The sequence below is a fragment of the Actinoplanes sp. NPDC051494 genome (assembly GCF_044454705.1).
Taxonomy (GTDB): domain Bacteria; phylum Actinomycetota; class Actinomycetes; order Mycobacteriales; family Micromonosporaceae; genus Actinoplanes.
Window position 1 is genome coordinate 233,084 of record NZ_JBITDZ010000007.1, and the last position, 20,446, is coordinate 253,529.

General features: G+C 72.1%; 21 protein-coding genes. 6 read left to right on the plus strand and 15 right to left on the minus strand.

What is annotated here, in order from left to right; translation table 11 throughout:
* Window positions 1–13 precede the first annotated feature (13 nt).
* Window positions 14–1,075, plus strand: a complete 1,062-nt coding sequence (locus tag ACIA6A_RS24580) for a DNA glycosylase AlkZ-like family protein (protein WP_396100182.1) — start codon at window positions 14–16, stop codon at window positions 1,073–1,075.
* Here the strand turns inward: ACIA6A_RS24580 and ACIA6A_RS24585 are convergent.
* Window positions 1,072–2,541, minus strand: a complete 1,470-nt coding sequence (locus ACIA6A_RS24585) for an ATP-binding protein (RefSeq protein WP_396100183.1) — start codon at window positions 2,539–2,541, stop codon at window positions 1,072–1,074. The two genes, ACIA6A_RS24580 and ACIA6A_RS24585, sit on opposite strands and share 4 nt — an antisense overlap.
* A 50-nt stretch (window positions 2,542–2,591) precedes the next feature.
* On the opposite strand from ACIA6A_RS24585, the gene ACIA6A_RS24590 reads away from it, so the two are divergent.
* Entirely contained in the window at window positions 2,592–4,010 is a 1,419-nt protein-coding gene (locus ACIA6A_RS24590) for a sulfatase (protein ID WP_396100184.1), read from the plus strand.
* Window positions 4,011–4,105: 95 nt separating this feature from the next.
* On the opposite strand, the gene ACIA6A_RS24595 is transcribed toward ACIA6A_RS24590, so the two are convergent.
* A complete protein-coding gene (locus tag ACIA6A_RS24595; RefSeq protein WP_396100185.1) occupies window positions 4,106–4,819 on the minus strand; it encodes a class I SAM-dependent methyltransferase in 714 nt (237 codons plus the stop codon).
* A gap of 160 nt (window positions 4,820–4,979) precedes the next feature.
* Between ACIA6A_RS24595 and ACIA6A_RS24600 the strand changes: the two genes are divergently transcribed.
* Window positions 4,980–5,768 (plus strand): serine hydrolase domain-containing protein, encoded by a 789-nt coding sequence (locus ACIA6A_RS24600; RefSeq protein ID WP_396100186.1) that lies wholly within the window; start codon window positions 4,980–4,982, stop codon window positions 5,766–5,768.
* A gap of 16 nt (window positions 5,769–5,784) precedes the next feature.
* Here ACIA6A_RS24600 and ACIA6A_RS24605 read toward each other — a convergent pair whose 3' ends face one another.
* The 13 genes from ACIA6A_RS24605 to ACIA6A_RS24665 form a co-directional block, all read right to left on the minus strand.
* Window positions 5,785–6,825 (minus strand): MSMEG_0565 family glycosyltransferase, encoded by a 1,041-nt coding sequence (locus ACIA6A_RS24605; RefSeq protein WP_396100187.1) that lies wholly within the window; start codon window positions 6,823–6,825, stop codon window positions 5,785–5,787.
* Entirely contained in the window at window positions 6,822–7,658 is an 837-nt protein-coding gene (locus ACIA6A_RS24610; protein WP_396100188.1) for a carbon-nitrogen hydrolase family protein, read from the minus strand. The genes ACIA6A_RS24605 and ACIA6A_RS24610 overlap by 4 nt, the downstream gene beginning before the upstream one ends.
* A 3-nt stretch (window positions 7,659–7,661) precedes the next feature.
* Window positions 7,662–8,501 (minus strand): carbon-nitrogen hydrolase family protein, encoded by an 840-nt coding sequence (locus ACIA6A_RS24615; RefSeq protein WP_396100189.1) that lies wholly within the window; start codon window positions 8,499–8,501, stop codon window positions 7,662–7,664.
* 27 nt (window positions 8,502–8,528) lie between these two features.
* Window positions 8,529–9,884 (minus strand): MSMEG_0567/sll0787 family protein, encoded by a 1,356-nt coding sequence (locus ACIA6A_RS24620; protein ID WP_396100190.1) that lies wholly within the window; start codon window positions 9,882–9,884, stop codon window positions 8,529–8,531.
* Entirely contained in the window at window positions 9,881–10,933 is a 1,053-nt protein-coding gene (locus ACIA6A_RS24625; RefSeq protein WP_396100191.1) for an MSMEG_0568 family radical SAM protein, read from the minus strand. The genes ACIA6A_RS24620 and ACIA6A_RS24625 overlap by 4 nt, the downstream gene beginning before the upstream one ends.
* 1 nt (window position 10,934) lies before the next feature.
* Window positions 10,935–11,447 (minus strand): MSMEG_0572/Sll0783 family nitrogen starvation response protein, encoded by a 513-nt coding sequence (locus ACIA6A_RS24630; protein ID WP_396100192.1) that lies wholly within the window; start codon window positions 11,445–11,447, stop codon window positions 10,935–10,937.
* 12 nt (window positions 11,448–11,459) lie between these two features.
* Window positions 11,460–12,260 (minus strand): amidohydrolase family protein, encoded by an 801-nt coding sequence (locus ACIA6A_RS24635; protein WP_396100193.1) that lies wholly within the window; start codon window positions 12,258–12,260, stop codon window positions 11,460–11,462.
* A complete protein-coding gene (locus ACIA6A_RS24640; RefSeq protein ID WP_396100194.1) occupies window positions 12,253–13,500 on the minus strand; it encodes an MSMEG_0569 family flavin-dependent oxidoreductase in 1,248 nt (415 codons plus the stop codon). The genes ACIA6A_RS24635 and ACIA6A_RS24640 overlap by 8 nt, the downstream gene beginning before the upstream one ends.
* Window positions 13,497–13,775: an MSMEG_0570 family nitrogen starvation response protein gene (locus ACIA6A_RS24645; protein WP_396100195.1), complete on the minus strand. Its 279-nt coding sequence runs from the start codon at window positions 13,773–13,775 to the stop codon at window positions 13,497–13,499. The genes ACIA6A_RS24640 and ACIA6A_RS24645 overlap by 4 nt, the downstream gene beginning before the upstream one ends.
* A gap of 195 nt (window positions 13,776–13,970) precedes the next feature.
* Entirely contained in the window at window positions 13,971–14,234 is a 264-nt protein-coding gene (locus ACIA6A_RS24650) for a GlsB/YeaQ/YmgE family stress response membrane protein (protein ID WP_396100196.1), read from the minus strand.
* A gap of 93 nt (window positions 14,235–14,327) precedes the next feature.
* A complete protein-coding gene (locus tag ACIA6A_RS24655) occupies window positions 14,328–15,239 on the minus strand; it encodes a lysostaphin resistance A-like protein (RefSeq protein ID WP_396100197.1) in 912 nt (303 codons plus the stop codon).
* A gap of 13 nt (window positions 15,240–15,252) precedes the next feature.
* The gene (locus ACIA6A_RS24660; RefSeq protein WP_396100198.1) at window positions 15,253–16,188 is read right to left on the minus strand and encodes an alpha/beta fold hydrolase; all 936 of its coding nucleotides are present in this window, start codon (window positions 16,186–16,188) and stop codon (window positions 15,253–15,255) included.
* A complete protein-coding gene (locus ACIA6A_RS24665) occupies window positions 16,185–16,334 on the minus strand; it encodes a hypothetical protein (RefSeq protein ID WP_396100199.1) in 150 nt (49 codons plus the stop codon). The genes ACIA6A_RS24660 and ACIA6A_RS24665 overlap by 4 nt, the downstream gene beginning before the upstream one ends.
* Before the next feature lie 521 nt (window positions 16,335–16,855).
* Between ACIA6A_RS24665 and ACIA6A_RS24670 the strand changes: the two genes are divergently transcribed.
* From ACIA6A_RS24670 to ACIA6A_RS24680, 3 genes are all read left to right on the plus strand, one after another.
* Complete coding sequence (locus ACIA6A_RS24670) at window positions 16,856–17,731, plus strand: helix-turn-helix domain-containing protein (RefSeq protein ID WP_396100200.1); 876 nt, start codon at window positions 16,856–16,858, stop codon at window positions 17,729–17,731.
* Window positions 17,728–18,135 (plus strand): hypothetical protein, encoded by a 408-nt coding sequence (locus tag ACIA6A_RS24675; protein WP_396100201.1) that lies wholly within the window; start codon window positions 17,728–17,730, stop codon window positions 18,133–18,135. The genes ACIA6A_RS24670 and ACIA6A_RS24675 overlap by 4 nt, the downstream gene beginning before the upstream one ends.
* A 62-nt stretch (window positions 18,136–18,197) precedes the next feature.
* Window positions 18,198–19,457, plus strand: coding sequence for a DUF222 domain-containing protein (locus tag ACIA6A_RS24680; RefSeq protein ID WP_396100202.1), 1,260 nt, complete (start codon window positions 18,198–18,200; stop codon window positions 19,455–19,457).
* Window positions 19,458–20,446: the final 989 nt, after the last annotated feature.

A 20,446-nucleotide genomic window follows, 5' to 3' on the forward strand; every position in this document is an offset into this window, starting at 1 on the left:
CAATATAGCCAGGATGGACGTCATCTCCCGGGAGCAGGCGCGGCGGATCGCCGTACGGGCGCAGTTGCTGGACCGGGCCCGTCCCGCCGGGCTGCACGAGGTGGTGCGGCACCTGACGATGCTGCAGGTCGAGCCGACGAGCGCGGTCGCCCCGAGCGCCGATGTCGTGGTGTGGAGCCGGCTCGGGTCGTCGTACCGTCCGGGGGAACTGGTGTCCGCGCTGGAGCGGGGGTCGCTGATCGAGCTCCGCGGCCGGGTCAGGCCGCGGGAGGATCTTGGGTTGTACCGCGCGGAGATGGCGGCCTGGCTGGACCGGGCGGACCTGACGGAGTGGGAGGAGGACCAGCGTGAGTGGATGTCGGCCAACGACGACTGCCGGCGCGACATCCTGGCGCGGATCCAGGCGCAGGGGCCGCTGACGCTGGCCGAGCTGCCGGACACCACCAATCTCCCGTGGCGGTCGTCGGGGTGGAACAACAACAAGAACGTGGACCGGCTGCTCGATCTGATGGTGCGCTGCGGGCAGGTCGCGGTCGCCGGGCGGCGCGGGCCGAAACGGCTGTTCGACCTGGCCGAGCGGGTGTACCCGGACGAGATCGTACCCGCGGACACGGCGCTGCGGCTGCGCGCCGAACGGTTGCTGGCCGCCCAGGGGATCATGCGCGGCGGCCCGGCCGGTGAGACCGTCACCGTCGACGGGGTCCGGGGCACGTGGCAGGTCGATCCGGCACAGCGGGACCAGCCGTTCGAGCCCCGGGTGGCGCTGCTGTCCCCGCTGGACCAGCTGATCTTCGACCGCAAGCGGATGGCGGAGATCTTCACGTTCGACTACACGCTGGAGATGTACAAGCCCGCCGCGAAACGCCGGTGGGGTTACTGGGCGATGCCGATCCTGGACGGTGACCGGCTCGTCGGCAAGCTCGACGCCACCGCCGACCGGAAAGCCGGGGTGCTGCGGGTCGACGCGATCCACGAGGACGCGCCGTTGCGCCGGGCGACCGCCGCCGCTGTGCGCCGGGAGATCCAGGACCTGGCCCGCTGGTTGCGGCTCGACCTGGACCTCCCGGGAGGCTAGCCGCGCAGGTCGGCGATGCTGGCCACCAGGTCGGCCTGGCTGATCGGGTCGACCAGGCCGCCGGTCCGGGCGTCCTGCATCGCCTTGGCCAGCTGGACCCGGCGCAGCACCTCCTTGATGTCGGCGCCGGTCATGCCGTGGCTGAGCCCGCCGAGAGCGGCCAGGTCGATGCCGTCGGCGAACATCGTGAAGCCGGGCCGTTCGTGCACGGCCGCGAGCTGCGCGATCATCTTGCGGAAGATCTCGGTACGGCTCGTGTCGTCGGGTTTGGGCACCGAGATCTTGACGTCGAAGCGGCCCGAGCGGATCAGCGAGTCGTCGACCCGGTGCGGGAAGTTCGTCGTGGCCACCACGATCACGTTCGGGTTGGCCTCGATCAGGTCGTTCATCTCCTGTTTGAAGATGCCCGCGACCGCGTTGATGGCCTGGCTGGCGGCGTCCCCGCCGGACCCGGCGTAACTGATGATCGAGTCGAACTCGTCGAACAGCATCAGCGTGGGCACCCGGTAGCGCCGGGCGTCGCGGAAGATCTGCTTGATGTTGCGTTCCGAGCCGCCCAGCCACTTGTCGAGGATCTCCGGCGTGCGGATCTCGCGGAAGTCGGCGCCGATCTCGTTGGCCAGGGCCCGGGACAGCATCGTCTTGCCGGTGCCGGGCGGGCCGTACATGAGGATGCCCTGCGGTCGCCGCGCCCCCCAGCGGGCCATCGCCTCCGGGTGCCGGAACGAGACCGCGATCTGGCGCAGCTCGCCGACCACCGCGGCGAGCCCGCCTACCTGGTCGAGCGTGACCTCCTGGGTGGTGGTGGCGACCTTGGGGATCGTCTCGCGGGCGACGACGAAACGGCGGCCGGCCAGCGGTTCCTCACCCAGCGTCGCCTCGCCCGGCGGCTGCAGGTCGACAACCGCCTGCAGCAGCAGTTTCACCATCGCCGCGAGGTGCTCCGGGGTGACGTCGTCGCGCGGGACCTCGGCGCGCAGCCGCACCAGCGTGCCACCGGCGTCGTAGCTCACGGTGGCCTGCAGGCCCGCGGCCGCGTCGGCGAGCACGCCGGGGCGCGCCTCCCGCTGCGGCGGTGGGTCGTTCGGACGGTCAAGACCGAGTTTCTTGTACGCGGCGACGGCCGCCGTTCCCACCCCGTCCACGATGCGGGTGGTGATCGGGTCGCCGGCCGCGATCCGCTTGGCCAACAGGACGCCGACCGGGTCGTTGCCGAGCACGACCGCCCGGATCCGGTCCCGTTGCGGCAGGTCGTCGCCGGCGACGGTGCTGATCTCCGCGGCGAAGACGTGCACCGGCCCGTCCGGGGTCTCCGCGCTGCTCACGGTCAGTCCGGCGCGGCGCACCGGCTCCGGGAACGTCGCCCGGCGCAGCAACTCCACCGGGTTCACCCGCGCCGCGGCGAGGATGGTGCCGGGCTCCACGATCTCGACCGTGGCGCCGGCGAACTGGAAAGAATCAGTCATCACTGCCTCACCTCCCGCCCCAAGAGTGACACGCGTTCTATGGTCGACGCATGGGTCGTCGCTCACTGATGGTGTTCATGGCGCTACTCGCGCTCGGCGGGTGCACCTCGATGTCCTCTCCTACCCCGGTAGCCCCGCGCGACACCCGGCCGAACATCGTGTTCGTGCTCACCGACGACCTGACCGAGAGCCTGCTGGCCTACATGCCGCAGGTCAGGGCGATGCGCCGGGCCGGGACGAGCTTTACGAACTACACCGTCACCGACTCGCTGTGCTGCCCGTCGCGGGCCTCGATGCTGACCGGGAAGTTCCCGCACAACACCGGCGTGTTCACCAACAGCGGGCCGGACGGCGGGCTCGGCGCGTTCAACCGGCACGGCAACCACCGTTCGACGTTCGCCACCGACCTGCAGAGCGCCGGGTACCGCACCGCGCTGATGGGCAAGTACCTCAACCGGTACCACCCGAGGGCCGGGCAGGCGGTGCCGCCGGGCTGGAGCGAGTGGGCGGTGGCCGGCAGCGCCTACTCCCAGTACGACTACGACCTGGCCGAGAACGACCGGATCGTGCACTACGGGCACCGGCCCGCCGACTACCTGACCGACGTCATCTCCCGCAAGGCACAGAGCTTCATCACGCGGTCGGCCGCCTCGGGCAGCCCGTTCCTGCTGGAGGTGGCGACGTACGCGCCGCACAGTCCGTACACTCCGGCGCCGCGCGACGCCCGCCGGTTCCCCGGGCTCAAAGCGCCACGGAACCGGGCGTTCGACGTGCTGCCCACCGGCGCGCCGGCCTGGCTCGCCGCCCGGACCCCGCTGACCGCGGCCAACCAGGCCCGGCTCGACGCGGTGCACCGGCTGCGGGCACAGTCCGTGCTGTCGGTGGACCGGATGATCGGCGCGCTGCGGGTGAGCCTGGCCCGGGCCGGGGTGGCCGGGAACACCCTGCTCGTCTTCGCCTCCGACAACGGCTACCACCTGGGAGAACACCGGCTTCGGCCGGGCAAGCAGACCGCTTTCGACCATGACGTACGGGTGCCTCTGGTGGTCTCCGGTCCGGGTGTGCGGGCCGGCGCTCGGGTCACCCGGCCGACCGAGAACATCGACCTGCGCCCCACGTTCGGCGACTTCGCGGGCGCGCGCGTCCCGGACGACGTCGACGGCCGGAGCCTGCGGCCGCTGCTGGCCGGCACGGTCCCCCGGGACTGGAAGACCGCCGCGCTGATCGAGCACCACGGCCCGGACGCCGACCGCGCCGACCCCGACTACGCGCCGGCGAGCTCCGGCAACCCGCGCACGTACGTCGCGATCCGGACCGCCGACTACACCTACATCGAGTACAACGACGGGTTCCGGGAGTTCTACGACCGGCGGATCGACCCGTACCAGCTGCGCAACACCGCGTCCCGGCTCCGGCCGGCGACCGCCGCCGCGCTGCACGCCCGCCTGAAGGCGCTGACCCTGTCCTGAGCCGGCGGTCTCCTTCACCGGGGTCGCGACGGTGCTCAACCGGGCGGGCGGTGTGGCTGCTCGCCCATCCGGGTGCGGTGCCGGTGGCGGACGCCTCACCGGTCCGCGGTGTCGCGGGCCCGGACCGCGGTGCCGCGGACGTGGGGTCCCGACGGCCACATGAACGGGGCGCGGGTGAACCAGCCGTGCTCCACCTCGAGCCAGCGGAACCCGGCTCCGGCCAGCCGCGCCTCGGTGTCGCGGGAGACATGGCAACCGCCGAAGAACCGCGGCCAGCCGCACCGGTCGGCGAGCCGCTGCAGTGCGGCCAGCACCCGGTTCCCCGACAGCGTGTGTTCCAGGACGCGGAGCTGTCCGCCGGTGCGCAGAATGCGGTCGATCTCGCGGACCATCTGAGCGGGATCGGCCGCACTGCAGAGCACCGCCGGGCAGACCACGAAATCCGCGGCGTCGTCGGCTATCGGCAGCACTCCCCCGGCACCGCCGTCGACGACCTCGACCGGCTGCGGCAACCCGGCCGCCACCGACCGGGCCTGCAACCGGCTGGCCCGGTCGGGCTCGATCGCGATGACCCGGCCGACCGTCGGCGGGTAGTAGCGGAACAGCAGACCCACCCCGCACCCTATTTCGACCACCTGGCCCCCGGTGCCGTCCACAAGAGAGCGGAACCACCGGTCGACGGTAGGGTTCCGCCCCAGCCGAGCGCGCCGGACGAGCCACTTCTGGACGATCGTCACCCCCTGGATTCTCGGCCGCCCCGCGCGCGGCGGGCAAGACCTTCGCCGGCATCGGGGTGGTGCTGTCTCCACCCGCCCTCCGGGGGTCAGCGGGATGGGAACCCGGCCGGTGTCTTCGTAGCGTCAAGGGCATGCGAAAACACCTTGTAGCCACCGTTCTGGCCGCCTCTCTCGTCGCCGGGAGCGCCGGGCCCGCCGCCGCTGCCACCATCGGGCATCGTGGCCGGGACCGGTGATCTCGAGCGGGCGGCAGGTGCTGCAGCACACCAGTGGTCTGCACAATTTCACCGACGACATGGCGGCGCTCGGGTCGTACGAGGAATTCCTGGTCCATCGATTCGACCACTACGACGCGGCCGCCCTGCTCGCGGCGGCGTTGGAGCACGAGCCCGGCTTCGCGCCCGGCACGCACTGGGACTATTCCAACACCAACTACGTCGTCGCCGGGATGATCATCGAGCGGGTGACCGGGCGGCCGTGGGCCACCGAGGTCCGCGACCGGGTCCTGCGGCCGCTCGGGCTGCGGCACACGTCGGCGCCGGGTGACCGGGCGGCCCTGCCGGACCCGCACGCCAAGGGCTACCAGCAGTGGGCGCCGGGCGGCGGGCTGACCGACACCACCGCGTTCAACCCGACCGCGGCGGACGCGGCCGGCAGCATGGTCACCACACCGTCCGACCTGGCCCGGTTCTGGCAGGCGCTGCAGCGGGGCCGGCTCCTGAAACCGCGGCAGATGGCCCAGCTGCACGAGACGGTGCTCGCCGAGACGTTCCAGCAGGACATGCCCGGAGCACGGTACGGCCTGGGCATCATGTTCGTCCCGAACCGCTGCGGTGGCTACTGGGCGCACGGCGGCGACGTGCCCGGCACGAGCACCGCGAACGCGGTGAGCGCTGACGGGTCCCGGGTGGCCGTGCTGTCGCTGACCACCCAGCTGGCCGATCAGGCGGCCGCGGCCGCCGTGCAGCGGCGCGCGTCGCGGCTCATGGATGACGTGATCTGCGGCCCGGTCGGCCGATGATCCGGGTGAGCGCCGGCTACGGGGTGAGGGTCGCGTAGAAGGCCAGGTGTGCCCGGGCCGCCGCTTCCCAGGTGTGGGCGGCGGCCAGTGCCCGGCCCGCGGCGGTGCGGGCCGGGTCGGGTTCCTCGACGGCCCGGTGCAGCGCCGCGGCGAGCGTTGCCGCGTCGGTGCCGTAGCCGACCGTGTCGCCGAACACCTCGCGCAGCACCGGGAGATCGCGGACCACCACCGGGACGCCGGCGGCCAGCGCTTCCATGGCGGCCAGGCCGAAACCCTCCTTGGTGGACGGGAACGCGAACGCCGCCGCGCCGGCCATGATGCCGGGCAGCTCGTCGTGGCCGACCGGGCCGAGCACGACCGGGGAGATGCCCAGCTCGGCGGCGCGGGCCTGCCAAGCGGCCCGGTAGTCGCGGTAGTCGAACAGCGTCTCGCCGCCGGCGATGACCAGCTTCAGGTCCGGCAGATCGAGCTTCGCGTACGCGTCGAGCAGCTCGATGGATCCTTTGCGGGGCTCGATACCGCCGACCGACAGCAGGTACGAGCCGTGCCGGGTGTCCGGGACGGCGGTGGCGAAGCGGGTGGCGTCCACCCCGTTGGGGATCACCGCCGGGGTCAGGCCCCAGCCGGCGGTGACCTCCGCCGCGACGGCCGCCGAGACGCAGAGATGGGCGTACGGCCGCACGATCGCCCGTTCGTGACAGGCCGCGAGCTCCGGGGTGGTGAACCGGTCGAGGTGGTGGATCGTGCGCACGCACCGGTCGGCCGCGTTGGCGCTGATGCAGTCCTGGGCGTGCACGATGTCGTACTCGCCCGGGGTGAACGCCTCGCGCAGCGCGTCGATCGAGCGCAGGATCCGCTCGCCGACCCCGGGCACGTCGGGGAACGGGACCACTTCCACCCGTACCGATGGATGCACGGGCCGGAAGAAACCGCCGCCGCGACCGAGCGTCCAGACCGTGACGTCCTGGCCCTGGGCCGCGAGGGCCTCGGCGAGCGCGAGCGTGTGCACCACTCCCCCGCGCGGCCGGGTCGAGTACGTGAGCAGCGCGATCCTCATGGCGCCGCGGTCCGGTAGCTGGCGGGTTTGAGTTCGTCGAGGTGGCGCAGCACCCGGCGGGCGGCGGTGACCTCGGCGGCGATGTCGAGCTCGGCCACCGCGAGGCCGGCCTTGGCCCAGGTGCGGGCCAGGATGTTGCCGCCCGGACCGACCACTTTGGCCTGGCCGAGGAAGCGCATGCCGCCGACCGCGCCGGTCTGGTTGGACGAGACGACCACGATCTGGTTCTCCGCCGCGCGGGCGCAGTCGTAGAGGTCGAACAGGCGGGACTGGCGGTCCTGGGACAGTTTCGGCGCCTGGTTGGTGATGCTGGCCGGCCAGGCGGACAGGCAGGCCACGATCTGGGCGCCGTCGAGCGCGAGGGTGCGCGCCGATTCCGGGAACGTCTTGTCGTAGTCGATCAGCATGCCCAGCCTTCCCACCGGGGTGTCGAACGCCGCGAACGTGTCCCCGGCGGTGTACGCGGTGACCTCGGCGGCCGGCAGGTGGACCTTGCGATGCCGGCCCAGCACCCCGTCGCCGGTGACGCAGACCGCCGCGTTGTACCGGTCGTCGCCGTCGGCCTCGCAGTAGCCGACGCAGACGACCATGTCCCGGGCCATGTGCACGATCCGGCCCAGCACCGGGTCGTCCACGGCGAACGCGGGCGGCAGCGCGTCCGGGTCGGGGCGCCGCAGGTCCGCCAGGTAGCCGCCGACCGCCGCGTCCGGGAGCACGAGCAGGCCCGCGCCCGCGTCCCGGGCGTCGGCGATGAGCTTGCCGATCCGCCCGAGGTCGTAGTCGAGGTCGCGGCCGAAATGGGCCGCGGCGGCGGCCAACCGGGTGACAGGCATGGGTTAGATGGTGGCCGATGCCAGCATCGGGTACGCGTCCGGGCGGCGGTCGCGCAGGTGGCCCATCGAACGACGTGCGGTGGTCAGTGCCTCGGTGACCGCGAGCTCCGCGACGGCCATGCCCGGGGCGGTGCCGGTGGTGGCGAGCACGTCGCCGCCCGGGTCGACGACCTTGGCGCTGCACACGAACCGCAGCGAGCCGAACGTGCCGGACTGGTTGGCCGACAGCCAGACGACCTGGTTCTCCAGCGCGCGGGCCCGGTCGAACAGGTCGAAGCGGCGGGTCCAGCGGTCGTCGGCCAGGTCGGCGGGGGCGTCGGTACGGCTGCCCGGCCAGGCCGAGACGCAGACGATGATCTCGGCGCCGTCCAGGGCCAGCGACCGGGCCGATTCCGGGAACGCCTTGTCGTAACAGATCAGCAGCCCGAGCCGGCCGACCGGGGTGTCGAACGCGGCGAACCCGTCACCGGAGTCGTAGCTGGCGTTCTCCCGCAGCGGCTGGTGCACCTTGCGGTGGTTGCCGAGCACCTCGCCACCGCCGACGCAGACCACGCTGTTGTAGCGGCGGTCGCCGTCGGCCTCGCAGAACCCGGCGCAGACCACCATGTCGCCGGCCAGATCCACGAGCCGGGCGATCTCCGGGCCGTCGAGGCGCAGTGCGGGCGGCTGCTCGGCGGCCCCGTCGAGGTCGGCGAGGTAGCCGCCGAGCGCCGCCTCGGGCAGCGCCAGCAGCTGGACCCCATCGGCGCGGGCGGCGGCGATCAGCGTCTCGACGCGGGCGAAGTCACCCTCGAGGTCGCGGTCGAACGCCTCCGCGACCGCGGCCATCCGAATGCGGGTCATGCTGAGCCCTCCTGATCGTCGTGGTGGTCATGCCGGGCCCAGGCCGGTGACGGCGGCGCTGATCGCCGGTGTGGTCTCGCCGTCCGGCCAGCGCAGCCGGACGCCCTCACCGGCCACGAGTTCGCCGCACCCGGCGGTGACCGCGGGGCCGGGGTCGCCGGTGCCGCGCAGCTCGCCGGCGGTGAGCATGGCGTAGCCGGGGAAGCACGTGAGCCAGTCGCCCATGGACGCCGCCGCCGGGCGGGGCACGGCCGCGACGTCGAGCACCGCGCCGCACCCGCCGGCCTCGGCGAGCATGCCGAGCGTGCCGGCGATGCCCGCCATGGAGACGTCCTTGGCCGCCGCCGGACGCGCCCGGGCCACGAAACCGGTCATGGACCGTAGTTCCGCGCCGGTGCGGTGGCTGGTCGAGTCCCACTGCCGGCCGTGGTAGCCGGGACGCCAGCCGCCGCCGAGGTCCGCGGTCAGCCGCAGCCGGTGGCCGGGCCGTCCGCCACCGCCGGGCACCGGGTCGGCGGCCCGGCCCAGCGCCGTCGCGGACAGGGCAGCGTTCACCCCCAGCTGGGTGTGCCCGCCCAGGACCGGGATCCCGTACGCCGCCGAGCCGCGTCGCAGGCCGGCCAGGATCCGCGCGGCGAACGCCGCGTCGCGGGCGGCCACCGCGTTGAGCAGGCCCACCGGGCTCGCCCCCATCGCGGCGAGGTCGTTGACGTTGACCAGCACCGCGCACCAGCCCGCCCACTCCGGGTCGCGCTCCACCATGGACGGCAGGATCGCGTCGCAGGCGGCGATCAGATCGCTGCCGGGTACGGGCGCCCCGTCGTCCCCGGCGAACCCGGCCGGGGCCAGGTCACGCACGAGGTCGCCGAGCGCGCTCTTGGCCGCCGTGGCGAGCGCCTGCAGGCGCCCGACCGGCCACCGCATGAGCGTGTGGGGCTGGTCCGCCACGGTGGTGTCGCGGACCCGGGTCCAGCCGAGGCGGCGGAACATGGGCTCCCAGCGGCGCTGGACCGTGGCGTCGAAGCGCAGCGCCCCGGCGTGCTCGGCGTAGGCGCAGGCGGCCCGGACCAGCGCCGGCCCGATGCCCCGCGCCCCGCGCACCCCGGGGTCGACGACCAGCCGGCCGCCCACCCACCAGCCGAGGTCCGGTCCCGGTCCGGCCGGGCCGAGCCGCACCCCGCCGAGCACGGTGCCGTCGGGGGCGCGGGCGACCAGCACGACCGTACGCGGATCGGCGTCGCGGTCGTCGCGGTCGCTGACCCGGAACAGGGCCTGCTCCTCGACGAACACCCGCCGCCGCAGCCGGTGGTAGTCGCGCAGGTCGTCGGCCTGCTCGATGAACCAGGGCGGCGCACCCAGCAGCGCCGGGACAAGATCGGTCATCCGCCGGCCGCCTGGAGGATGCCGCACGCGCCGCACGCCGCGCAGCCGGCCTTCTGGTCGGCGCCGAGCATGCCGGCGTCGCGCAGCAGCGTCGCGACCCGTTCGCTGACGTCACGGACCACCGACGGCGGCGGGGCGGTGACGCCGTCGCGGCGGGCGAGGGTGCCGGCCATCGGGCGCAACGGCACCACGAACGGATAGACACCCCGCTCGATCAGCCGGGCCGCCCCGGCGACCAGGTCGCCGGGTTCCTCACCGAGGCCGATGAGCAGGTACGTGGAGACCTGGTTGCGCCCGAACACCGCGACGGCGCGGTCCCAGGCGGCCTCGTACTCGGCCATCGGCACCGAGCCCTTGCCCGGCATCCAGCGGCGCCGGATCGCGTCGTCGAGCGCCTCGACGTGGATGCCGATCGAGCTCGCGCCGGCCGCGTACAGGTCGTCGATGACCACCAGGTCGCCGGGCGGTTCGATCTGCACCTGGATCGGCAGGCCGGGGACCGCCTCGAGGACGGCGCGCACCGAGCGCACCAGGTTGCGGGCGCCACGGTCCGGACCCGTGGTGGTGCCGGTGGTCATCACCATCTGCCGGACGCCGTCGAGCCGCACCGCCGCCTCGGCCACCTCGGCGAGCTGGGCGGGCGTCTTCGCGGCCACGGTCGCCCCGGCCCGCAGCGACTCCTCGATCGTGCAGAACCGGCAGCGCTGCTCCTCCGCGTACCGGATGCAGGTCTGCACGACGGTCGTGGCCAGCACATCCTTGCCGTGCAAGCGGGCGATCTGCTCGTAACCGACGCCGTCGGCGGTGCTCAGGTCGTAGAACGCCGGGCGGCGCACGACCTGCAGGGACAGCCCGGTGTCCTGCTCGCCGAGCCAGATCTTGTCGTCGCGGATCTCATAGGGACTGTGCGGGTCGATCGGCAGCGCCGCGTTCCCCCCGTCGATGACGAGGTGACCGTCGTCGCTGGGCCCGGCGCCGGCCGGGCGGCGTACGGGTGTCGCCACCCGTACGCCCCGCACTGCGATATCGGCGCGGATACCGACAGTCATGTCAGAGCATGTAGGTCGAGTTGATGATCGCGCCCTTGCGGGCGTAGTGGATCAGCGCGTCCTGCACATCGAGCGGGTGCGTCGGGATGACGCCCTCGATCAGGTCCTCCTCGCGGGCACCGTGCAGCGACAGCCCGAACCGGCAGCAGTACACCTTGCCGCCCTCGGCGATGAACGTCTTCAGCGAGTTGTTGATGTTGTGCTCGCCGGGGAACGCCGAGCTGCCGGTGGTCGGGAACCCACGGGTGGCCAGCGCGTTCAGCGAACCGGGGCCGTAGAAGTAGATCGCCGACTCGAAACCCTTGCGCAGCGCCCGGGTGGCCTGCAGCACGGCCACGAAGCTGACCGACGACTCGTGCGCGATGCCGTGCACGAGCGTGAAGTAGCTCTCGCCGTTCTCGGCCTGGTAGTCGGGGAAGACCTTGGTGCCGCCGTAGATGCTGGAACCCTCGGGCAGCGACGGGTGCGGGATCTCGTTGAGGCTCTGGGTCTCGAGTTCGCTGAGGTCGGTCATGACTCTCTCCTCTTATCGGTAGAGCTTGTCGAACGTGTCTTGCAGAACGAGTTTTTCCAGTTCACGGCCACCGACGGCGGCGCGCACGCGGGCCAGCTCGCCGGCGTGGTCACCCCACGGCTCGTCGCTGGCGAACAGCACCCGGTCATGGCCGAGGCCACGCCGGTCGATCTCGGTGACGAGCCAGCGCGGGGCGAACCCGATGGCCCAGGACAGGTCGGTGTAGACCTGTTTGCCGGCGGCGATCCAGTCGAAGAACCGCGAGCCGATGAGCTTGATGTGCCCGCTCATCCCGCCGCCGAAGTGCACCAGGTGGATCTTGACGTGATCGCCGTACCGGTCCACCAGCTCACCGACCCGGTCGATGTCGGAACCGGCGCCGGGCGAGGTGTGCACGTGCACCACGAGGTCGTGCTGCCGGGCCGCGTCGAACACCGACCGCACGCCGGGATCGTCGACCGTGCCGCCGAGCAGGAAGCTCATCTTCAGCGCACGCACGCCCGCTTCCGATGCCAGTTCGAGTGCTCTGTCCGTACGGTCCCGGTCCTCGGCTTTTCCGGAGACCCAGAGCCCGCAGCGGATCCGGTCGTCGCGCTGGGCGGCCTCGACCACCAGCTCGTTGAAGCCGAACGCGACGTCCGGGTCGGGCACCCCGTAGTTGGGCAGGATCAGCGCGCGCTCGGTGCCCTCGGCGTCGAGGTCCGCGAGCAGCTCGTCGATGGTCGCGCGGGCGGTGACGTCCGGGTTGACCGGCGGCCCACCGTAGAACGGGTACGCGGGCAGCACCCCCAGGTGCCGATGCGAGTCATTCACGCTGAGCCACCTGGCATGCCCGGCGGGTGGCCATGATCCGGTCGGCGAGGTGGTGCGCGTCCCGGGAGACGCCGGCGAAGCGTCCCGATCCCCACGTGTGCTGCCAGGGGAGACCGAGGAAGTACAGCCCCGGGCAGTTGGTGACGCCCCGCTCGTGCGTCGGGTAGCCGCGCCCGTCGAAGACCGGCACCTGCACCCATCGGTGATCACGGTGGTAACCGGTCGCCCACACGACCGCGCCGAGATCGCCGGTGTCCAGCTGTCCGGCCCGGACGTCCGGCTCCCAGACGGGAACGTAGCGGGCCTCTGCCGGCGCTGCGATCCCTCGCGAGTCGATGTAGCGGTCGATGGCGTCCTTGATCCCCTCGGCCACCGCGTCGGCGCGGTCCAGGTTCACCGCCAGGTCGTCGTCGAAGGTGATGATGCCGTTCCCGATCGCGCGCAACCGGCCGTACAGCCGCATGCCCTGCCGGGCGAAAGCCCGCAGATCCAGGTCCCGCCCGCCGTCGCGTCCGGTCATGTAGTGGTTGGCCCGCAGCCGCACCGCGTCGGCGTCGTCGAACTCCTCGATGCCCCTGGTGTAATGCCCCATCTCGTCCAGCCAGGCCAGGGTGTCCCGGCCCCGGTAGCGGCGCGCGGCCCGCGGCGCGCTGCCCACCGCGAGGTGCACGCGCCGGCCGGCCAGGTGCAGGTCCTCGGCGATCTGGGCGCCGGACTGACCGGTCCCGACCACCAGCACCTCGCCCGCGGGCAGGCGCTCGGCGTTGCGGTACTGCGACGAGTGCAGCTGGGTGACACCGGCCGGCAGCCGTTCGGCGAGCCGGGGCACGGCCGGGTTGTGATACGGCCCGGTGGCGACCACGACCTGGTCGGCGGTGTGGTCCCCGGCGGTGGTGGCCAGGGCGAAGATCCCCGCGGGGGTACGCCGCAAGCCGGTCACCGTGACGCCCTGCACCAGCGGAGGACCGAAGCTGGCGGCGTAGTCCTCGAGGTAGCCGACCACCTCGGCGCCGAGCATGAACCCGTCCGGGTCGTCCCCGGCATAGGGGAAACCGGGCAGGTCGCACTGCCAGTTCGGGGTGACGAGGCAGAACGAGTCCCAGCGCCGCTCCCGCCACTCGTGGCCGACCGAGTGCCGCTCGAGGACGATGTGGTCGATGCCGCGCTGCCGCAGGTACCAGCTCATGGACAGGCCGGCCTGACCGCCACCGATCACCGCGACGGTGTGGTGCGGGGTCACGCCACGATCCCCTCGACCGTGACGTCACCGTCGGCGTACCGGGCGGCGTGCGCCTCGACCGCGGCGATCGAGCGGGCGGCGTTCGAGCAGGGGAAACCGTACGCGGCCCGGACCCGGTCACTGGCGATCGTGAGGGCTTCCCGGCTGCGGACGAGGAAGTCGGCGACCGGCAGTGTCTGCCCGGCCTGGAAGTAGTCCTCGACGACCGTCGAGGGCGAGTAGATCCGCTGCTGCGGCCCGTCGGGCCAGCGCACCAGCACGTACCGTTCCGGCATGACGCTCACCTGCCGCATCTGTGGTGTGGTGGCCACAGTCAAGGCAGCGGGCGTTTCCGCGAAGTTTCACCCGGAACAAGCGAGCGTTAGATAGTCCTCACTTCAACGACGAGGGCCGCCCTCCTTCTCGGAGGACGGCCCACATCGGTCTTCGCTCAGCGGCTGCGCTCGAAGGTCAGCGGCTGCGCTCGAAGGTCAGCGGCGCTTGTAGGTGCCGGCGACGATGGCGACACCCACCGCGGCGAACGCGACCTGGATGAGCAGCTCGATCCAGTCGATGCCGGCGGTGTCGGCAACGCCGAGCGCACCGGCGACGAGCGTGCCGAGGAACGCGGCCACGACACCGATCACCAGCGTCAGCCAGATGGGGATGTTCTGCTTGCCGGGTACGACGAGCCGGCCCAGCGCGCCGATGACGAGACCGATGATGATGGCGGTGATGATGCCGGTGACTTCCACGACAGCTCCTTGGTGCGGGGTGGGCTTACGCCACCAGTCATGCCCCCCGCGGTCGCGTCGCCAAACGGGCCCGGCCGGAAGGTCATGAAACTGTCATACGACCTTCTTGAAGCGCCCCAGCCGCCACGCGAGGAACAGTGTCACCAGGCCCACCGCCGTGCAGACGACGAGCGCGACCAGGGAAGCCTCCGGGCCGAACCCGCCCCCGGTCAGCACCTCCGGCGCGCCGGAGCGGGCGGTGCTCGTCGCGATCGACGGCCCGGTGTCCCCACCGGAGACCGCGGCGCCGAACAGGTAGCCCTGGGCGAAGTTCCACGCCATGTGGACACCGATGGAGACCCACAACCGCCCGGTGAGCGCATAGAAGGCACCGAGCATGACGCCGGCCTCCAGCGCGACGCAGAACGCGGCGAACAGCGAACTGCCGTCGTTGCTCAGATGCCCGGCCCCGAACACCACCGCGGAGACCACGAACGCCACCCACGGCCCGAACGCCCGCCAGATCAGCCGCAGCAGGATCCCCCGGACGATCAGCTCCTCCACGACCCCGGCCTGGATCGCCAGCCCGGCGGCCCGCCACGCGGGAGCCCAGCCCACAACATCGACGCGGTACAGCCCGGTGGCGGTCAGGATCGCCATCACCAGGCTCATCATCAGCAGCCCGAGCAGCAGTCCCACCGCCAGCCCGGGCAGGCCCCGGGGGCCGAGCTCGGTGGGCCGGCGTCCCTCGACCAGCCACACGAGCAGCCCGTACACGGTCAGGGCCAGCACCGCGCCGGCCCCCTTCGCGGCGAACTCACCCGCGTCGGTGGTGGGCAGCACCGCGGGCGAGGCGTCCAGCCACAACCCGAACACCAGCGCGACGGCGAAGACCAGCCCGACCATCCACACCAGGGCCCGGAGCCACCGCCGCCGCCCCGGATGCAGCACCCGCCGGTCCCCCAGGACCACCGGGATGCCACCGCGCACGGTGGGAAGCATGGGTGGCCGCTCGATCTTCGTCATCACGCAGCGCACCCTACGGCCGGGCCGGACTCCCCCGGCCCCAGCCCCAGCCCCGACCCCGGCCCGGCTGCCACGGTACGGACGCGACGCGGATTCCGTACCGTGGCAATGCCCTGCTTTCCCGGGCCGTGATCGCGTGCGAGCTGGTGATCTCCGACGTGCGGGCCCTCATCCGGGCCGCCATCACCCGCTCGGCCTCCGGCGGGATGGTCCTGTCGTCGCGCGCCACCAGGTACCAGGACGGGATCGTCCGCCAGGCCGGCTCCCCGGACGGCTCGCCCAGCGAGATCAACGTGCCGGGCCGCTGCCCGGCCGCCATCGCCCCGGCCGTCGCCGCCGGGACATCAGCGTCGAAGAGCTGACGAAAGGCAGACTGCTCGATGTACGCGTCCAGGTCGGCGAACCTCCGGATGAACGACAGGGCGGTGTCGCAGACCTCACGCCAGCCGCTGTCGATGGTGATGGAATGTCCGCGGCCGGCGAGGGAAGCGATCTCGGTGACGCCCTCGTTCTCCGACTGCAGCTTGTACGCCGCCCGGTTGATCGCCGGCGGCGACGTGTTGTCCGCCAGCCCCTCGATCACCAGCAACGGCCCGCGCTCCAGGTTCTGGTCGTCCGCCTTCGCCTCGGTCCAGGGGTCGAGGTTGGCGGCCGCCGCCTGGAACAGCGGGGTGCCGGACGCGGGGACCGCGAACGTCCGGTACAACTCGTGTGCCTCGTCCTCACCGACCGCGCTGGCGAACGCGAACCGGAACTGGTCGTAGGTCAGCGGGACGGCCCGGTGCCGGTTCAGCGGGTTGCCGAGCACCGGCGCCGATGCCTTCAGCGCTGACAACGGCAGCGGCAGCGCACCACGGAACGGCGCCGAGTCGATGGCCACCGACGCGGCGGCCAGCCCTCGCCTGGCGACGATCATCGTGAGCAACCCACCGAACGAGTGCCCAATCACGGCCGGCTTGCGGTCCAGCCCGGCGACACCGGCGCGTACCCGGCCTCGGCGAACACCCGGGCCCAGCGGTCCCAGCTGGACGGCAGCAGCCACAGCCCGTGGATGAACACCACCGGCCGCACCCGGACTTGGGGTAGGTCAGACATTCAGGTGCTCCGGTCAGCGCCCCGGGCCAGGCCCAGCACATGCTCCCGGACCAGTCGTGCACCGGACTTGCGGGAAGCCGCCGCGCCGCCGCACGCATTAGGTCCGGAGCCAGCCCCAGGGCGGAACAATCCACATTGACCGCATACGTCGAGCCGTCCCCGAACCGGCCGAACGCGTACGGTGCCGCCTGGTCGACCGTCAGCACACCCCAGCCCGGGGTCTGCTCCCGGCGCTGCTCCGGGCCCTGTTCGAACCTCCACCGGCCGGGACCGAGCACCACGAACCCGAAGCGCTCCTCGGCGAGCACCCGTACCTGCCGGGGTGTCCGCCGCTGTGTCAACCCGGAGCTGGTGCGGTGCAACAGTGTCGTGCCGCCACCGGAGTCCCAGCCTCGGCCCGCTCCCCGGGCGCGATCGTCGCGGTGTCCAGCACAAGCCCCATCGGTTCAGAGTGGCAGGCTGGTCCTCGCAGTACCAGTTTCGGCCCTCCCCCACAACGGGTGCCGCGGCACAATCACGGGGTGGAGCTGAACGCGGACCTGAGAGAATTCCTGCGCTCGCGGCGGGCCCGGATCCGCCCCGAGGACGCCGGGCTGCCCGTCCCCACCCGCGGCCGCCGCGTACCCGGCCTGCGCCGCGAGGAGCTCGCCCAGCTCGCCGGCGTCAGCGTCGACTACTACATCCGCCTCGAACAGGGCCGCCCGCTGAACCCGTCGGCCACCGTGCTCGACGCGCTCGCCAGGGCCCTGCGCCTCGACGACACCGAACGGGGCCACCTGTTCGACCTCGCCCGCACGCGCCGCATCGCCCGCCCCCGTCCCCAGCGCGTCCCCGCCACCGTGTTCCAGCTGCTCGAGACGCTCGACGCGGCAGCGTCCCCGGCCCTCGTCGTCGGCCGCCGGATGGACATCCTCGCCACCAACCGGATGACCCGCGCACTGATCCGAGACTTCAACGCCCTGCCCGCCGCACGCCGCAACAAGGCCCGCTACCTTTTCCTCGACCCGGCCGCCCGCGACCTGTACGCCGACTGGCCCAAGGTGGCAGCGGAAACGGTAGCCGTCCTGCGCCTCGACGCGGGCCGCCACCCCGGCGACGAGACCCTGTCCGCCCTGGTCGACGAACTGGCCACGAAATGCCCCGAGTTCCGCACCTGGTGGGCCGACCATCAGGTCCTCGTCCGCACCTCAGGAGCCCAGAGCTACCGTCATCCCGTGGTCGGCGACCTCACCATCGACTTCCAGGCCCTGCAGCTGCCCGAGGACCCCGAACAGACCCTCTTCGTCTACACGGCGAAACCGCTGTCCCCGTCCCACGAGGCCCTGAAGCTCCTGGCCTCCTGGAGTCTCACACCGCCGGGCCCGGGCTTGCACGCAGGCCATAGATTCGCTCCATGATCGCTGGTCGCCGCCGGATCGCGGACCTGCCCCTGACCCTGTGGGTCCTCCTGCACACCGTGGCCTACCTGGCCGTGACATCGGTGGGCCTCGCCCTGTGGGGGTCAGCGGAACGAGGCAGCGACCTCACCCGCTCCATCGGCATGGTCCTGGTGAGCGTCGTCTGGGCCATCCCCCTGGTGATCACAGCAGGCATAGCGGCGACCGCCTTCCCGAGCATCCTCAAACTCCGCGGCGGGACCCGAGGGTACGGGCTCAGACTGACAGCGGTCCTCGTGTTCGCCGCCCCGCTGCCCCTGTTCCTGCTGACCACAGGAACCCCGGCCGACGCCCTTCTGATCGCTCTCATCCAAACCGCGACCGCCCTGATCATCGTCCAGCCCGTCCCCCGAGCGGCCGACTGATCCATCTCCACAGCCCTTGATCAATTTCAGAATAGTCGTACGCATGTTCTAAATTGATACTCGTGTTGGTCGACGTGCAGCAGCTGGTTAAGGAAGCGGCGGAGTTCGCCGCGGCCCCGCTGCGCTCACCGCTGGACCACGAGATCGTCGGCCTGCTCCGCGCGGCGCATCACCTGGAGCAGGTCGCGATCGTCCTGCAGACCCGCCTGGCCCATGAGGCCGACAGTCGTAAGCTGCCCCAGACCCAGGGCGCCCGCTCCCTCAGTGGTTGGTTGCGCCACGTCCTGCTGCTGGACCCGCACCAAGCACGTGAACTCGCTGTTAAGGCGACCCCGGTGATCGAGCAGGCTGTCCTGGACGGCCACCTCAACATGCGCCAAGCCGCAGTGATCACCACCACCGTGCAGGCCATCCCCGACGACCTCGCCGCCATCCCTGGTGCCGTGAATGTTCCGAAGGTCGTGCAGGACGCCGAGACCGTCATGCTCGCCTACGCCGGGCAGTTCCCCGCCTACCAGCTACGCCGTATCGGGGAACGTATCCTCGCCCACGCCGCTCCCCACCTCGCCGACCAAGCCGATGAGGCAGCCCTGATCCGCCAGGAAGCCCGCAACCACCGCCGCCGCGGCATCACCCTCTCGTTACCGGTGGAGGGCCTTGTCCGGGTTTCCGGCCTGCTCGGCGCCGAAGACGCCGCCACCATCAACGCCGCCCTGCACCCGTTGTGCACACCGGTCCCGGATGACACCCGCACCCCCTCCCAGCGGCGTGCCGATGCCCTGATCAGTGTTTGCACCCTCGCTCTGCGCACCACCGAGCTTCCCGATGACGGCGGCGAACCCCCACAACTCGCGGTCACCGTCGCTTACCACCCGCTCACGTGTGCCTTGGGCGCGGCTACCACTGACACCGGTGAGCGCGTGTCCGCCGCCACGGCCCGCAGGCTGGCCTGCGATGCCCGGATCCTGCCCACCATCCTCGGCAGTGCTGGGCAGGTCCTTGACATGGGCCGAAGCAGCCGAACAGCCGGCACAGCCCTACGACGCGCCCTGCACCTCCGTGATCGTGGTTGCGCTTTCCCCGGCTGCGACAAACCACCACGCTGGACGGACGCGCATCACATCAAACACTGGATCAACGGAGGCACCACGAGCCTGGACAACATGGTCCTGCTCTGCCGGCACCACCACCGGCTCATCCACCACCCGACCGCCGACTGGACCATCCGACTCGGCACCGATGGGCACCCCGAGTTCGTTCCCCCGTTCACGATCGACCCGACCCAGCGACCCCGCCGCAACCTCTACCACCTGCGCATCTGAGCAACTGATCGGCACGACCGATGCGCCGCCGCCCCTCGGGTAGGCCGCCTAACGCACAGCGACAAGACGTCTCGTGCGCCGAGAAGCCGTGGCCTAAACACCCGGCGCCGCAGATCGATTGATGACACCTGCCCCGCCGAGGCCCAGCCGAGAGAAGCCCGATCCACGACAACCTCCGGCCGGCCGGCCCGCACCCATACGACCCCCATCGCGCCCGCTCGTCCTGCTACGACCGCTCGCCCTCCACCGCCTGACCGGCCTGCCGCACCTACCCCGCCGTCCCATAACTGCCCGCCGCCCCGCAGCCACCCGGCCTGCCACACCCGCCCACCCTGGTACAGCTGCATGCCCCGGTACGCCTACCTGGCCTGGGACACCTGCCCGCCCTGGGACGCCCGCCCTGGGACGCCTGCCCGCCCTGAGACGCCCGCCCTGAGACGCCCGCCCTGGGGCTCCTGCTCGGCCTGGGACGCCTGCCCGCCCTGAGACGCCTGCCCGCCCTGAGACGCCTGCCCGCCCTGAGACGCCTGCCCGCCCTGAGACGCCTGCTCGGCCTGCCCGTCGGCCCATACCTGCCCGCCATCCCTCGGCTACCCGGCCTGCCACGCCCGCCGGGCGCGCTGCTACCCGCCGTCCCGCTCTCTCGCGACTTCCCAGCCTGCCGCACCCGGCCCGCCGTCCCGCGGCTCTCCGGCCTCCCGCACCTGGCCGTCCTCCCGTTTTCCCGCGGCCGCACCGGCTCGCCGCGACTGGCTGCCCTACCGCACCTGCACGACCTTCCGCGGCTACCCGACCTTGAGCTCTCGGCTTGGGCAGCCTCAGGATCATGGGGAAAGTGCCGCCGCGGGCCGGCCTGGCAGACTTGCTAAGGGCAGTGCGCCCGACGCCTTCACCTGCACCGCCGACCCGTCCGCCACTCTCGGCGTGCCGGCCTACTTCACTGGGCGGGCACGGTGCTTTGTGGACGTCAAGGCCGAACGTTGGCTGTC

What these genes read in the sequence shown, in the direction of transcription:
- ACIA6A_RS24630 (WP_396100192.1), bottom strand. Translation starts at nt 11,447, where the DNA reads ATGACCGACCTCAGCGAACTCGAGACCCAGAGCCTCAACGAGATCCCG.
- ACIA6A_RS24645 (WP_396100195.1), bottom strand. Translation starts at nt 13,775, where the DNA reads ATGCCGGAACGGTACGTGCTGGTGCGCTGGCCCGACGGGCCGCAGCAG.
- ACIA6A_RS24585 (WP_396100183.1), bottom strand. Translation starts at nt 2,541, where the DNA reads ATGACTGATTCTTTCCAGTTCGCCGGCGCCACGGTCGAGATCGTGGAG.
- ACIA6A_RS24590 (WP_396100184.1), top strand. Translation starts at nt 2,592, where the DNA reads ATGGGTCGTCGCTCACTGATGGTGTTCATGGCGCTACTCGCGCTCGGC.
- ACIA6A_RS24665 (WP_396100199.1), bottom strand. Translation starts at nt 16,334, where the DNA reads ATGTCTGACCTACCCCAAGTCCGGGTGCGGCCGGTGGTGTTCATCCAC.
- ACIA6A_RS24620 (WP_396100190.1), bottom strand. Translation starts at nt 9,884, where the DNA reads ATGACCGATCTTGTCCCGGCGCTGCTGGGTGCGCCGCCCTGGTTCATC.
- ACIA6A_RS24610 (WP_396100188.1), bottom strand. Translation starts at nt 7,658, where the DNA reads ATGCCTGTCACCCGGTTGGCCGCCGCCGCGGCCCATTTCGGCCGCGAC.
- ACIA6A_RS24675 (WP_396100201.1), top strand. Translation starts at nt 17,728, where the DNA reads ATGATCGCTGGTCGCCGCCGGATCGCGGACCTGCCCCTGACCCTGTGG.
- ACIA6A_RS24605 (WP_396100187.1), bottom strand. Translation starts at nt 6,825, where the DNA reads ATGAGGATCGCGCTGCTCACGTACTCGACCCGGCCGCGCGGGGGAGTG.
- ACIA6A_RS24655 (WP_396100197.1), bottom strand. Translation starts at nt 15,239, where the DNA reads ATGACGAAGATCGAGCGGCCACCCATGCTTCCCACCGTGCGCGGTGGC.
- ACIA6A_RS24625 (WP_396100191.1), bottom strand. Translation starts at nt 10,933, where the DNA reads ATGACTGTCGGTATCCGCGCCGATATCGCAGTGCGGGGCGTACGGGTG.
- ACIA6A_RS24615 (WP_396100189.1), bottom strand. Translation starts at nt 8,501, where the DNA reads ATGACCCGCATTCGGATGGCCGCGGTCGCGGAGGCGTTCGACCGCGAC.
- ACIA6A_RS24580 (WP_396100182.1), top strand. Translation starts at nt 14, where the DNA reads ATGGACGTCATCTCCCGGGAGCAGGCGCGGCGGATCGCCGTACGGGCG.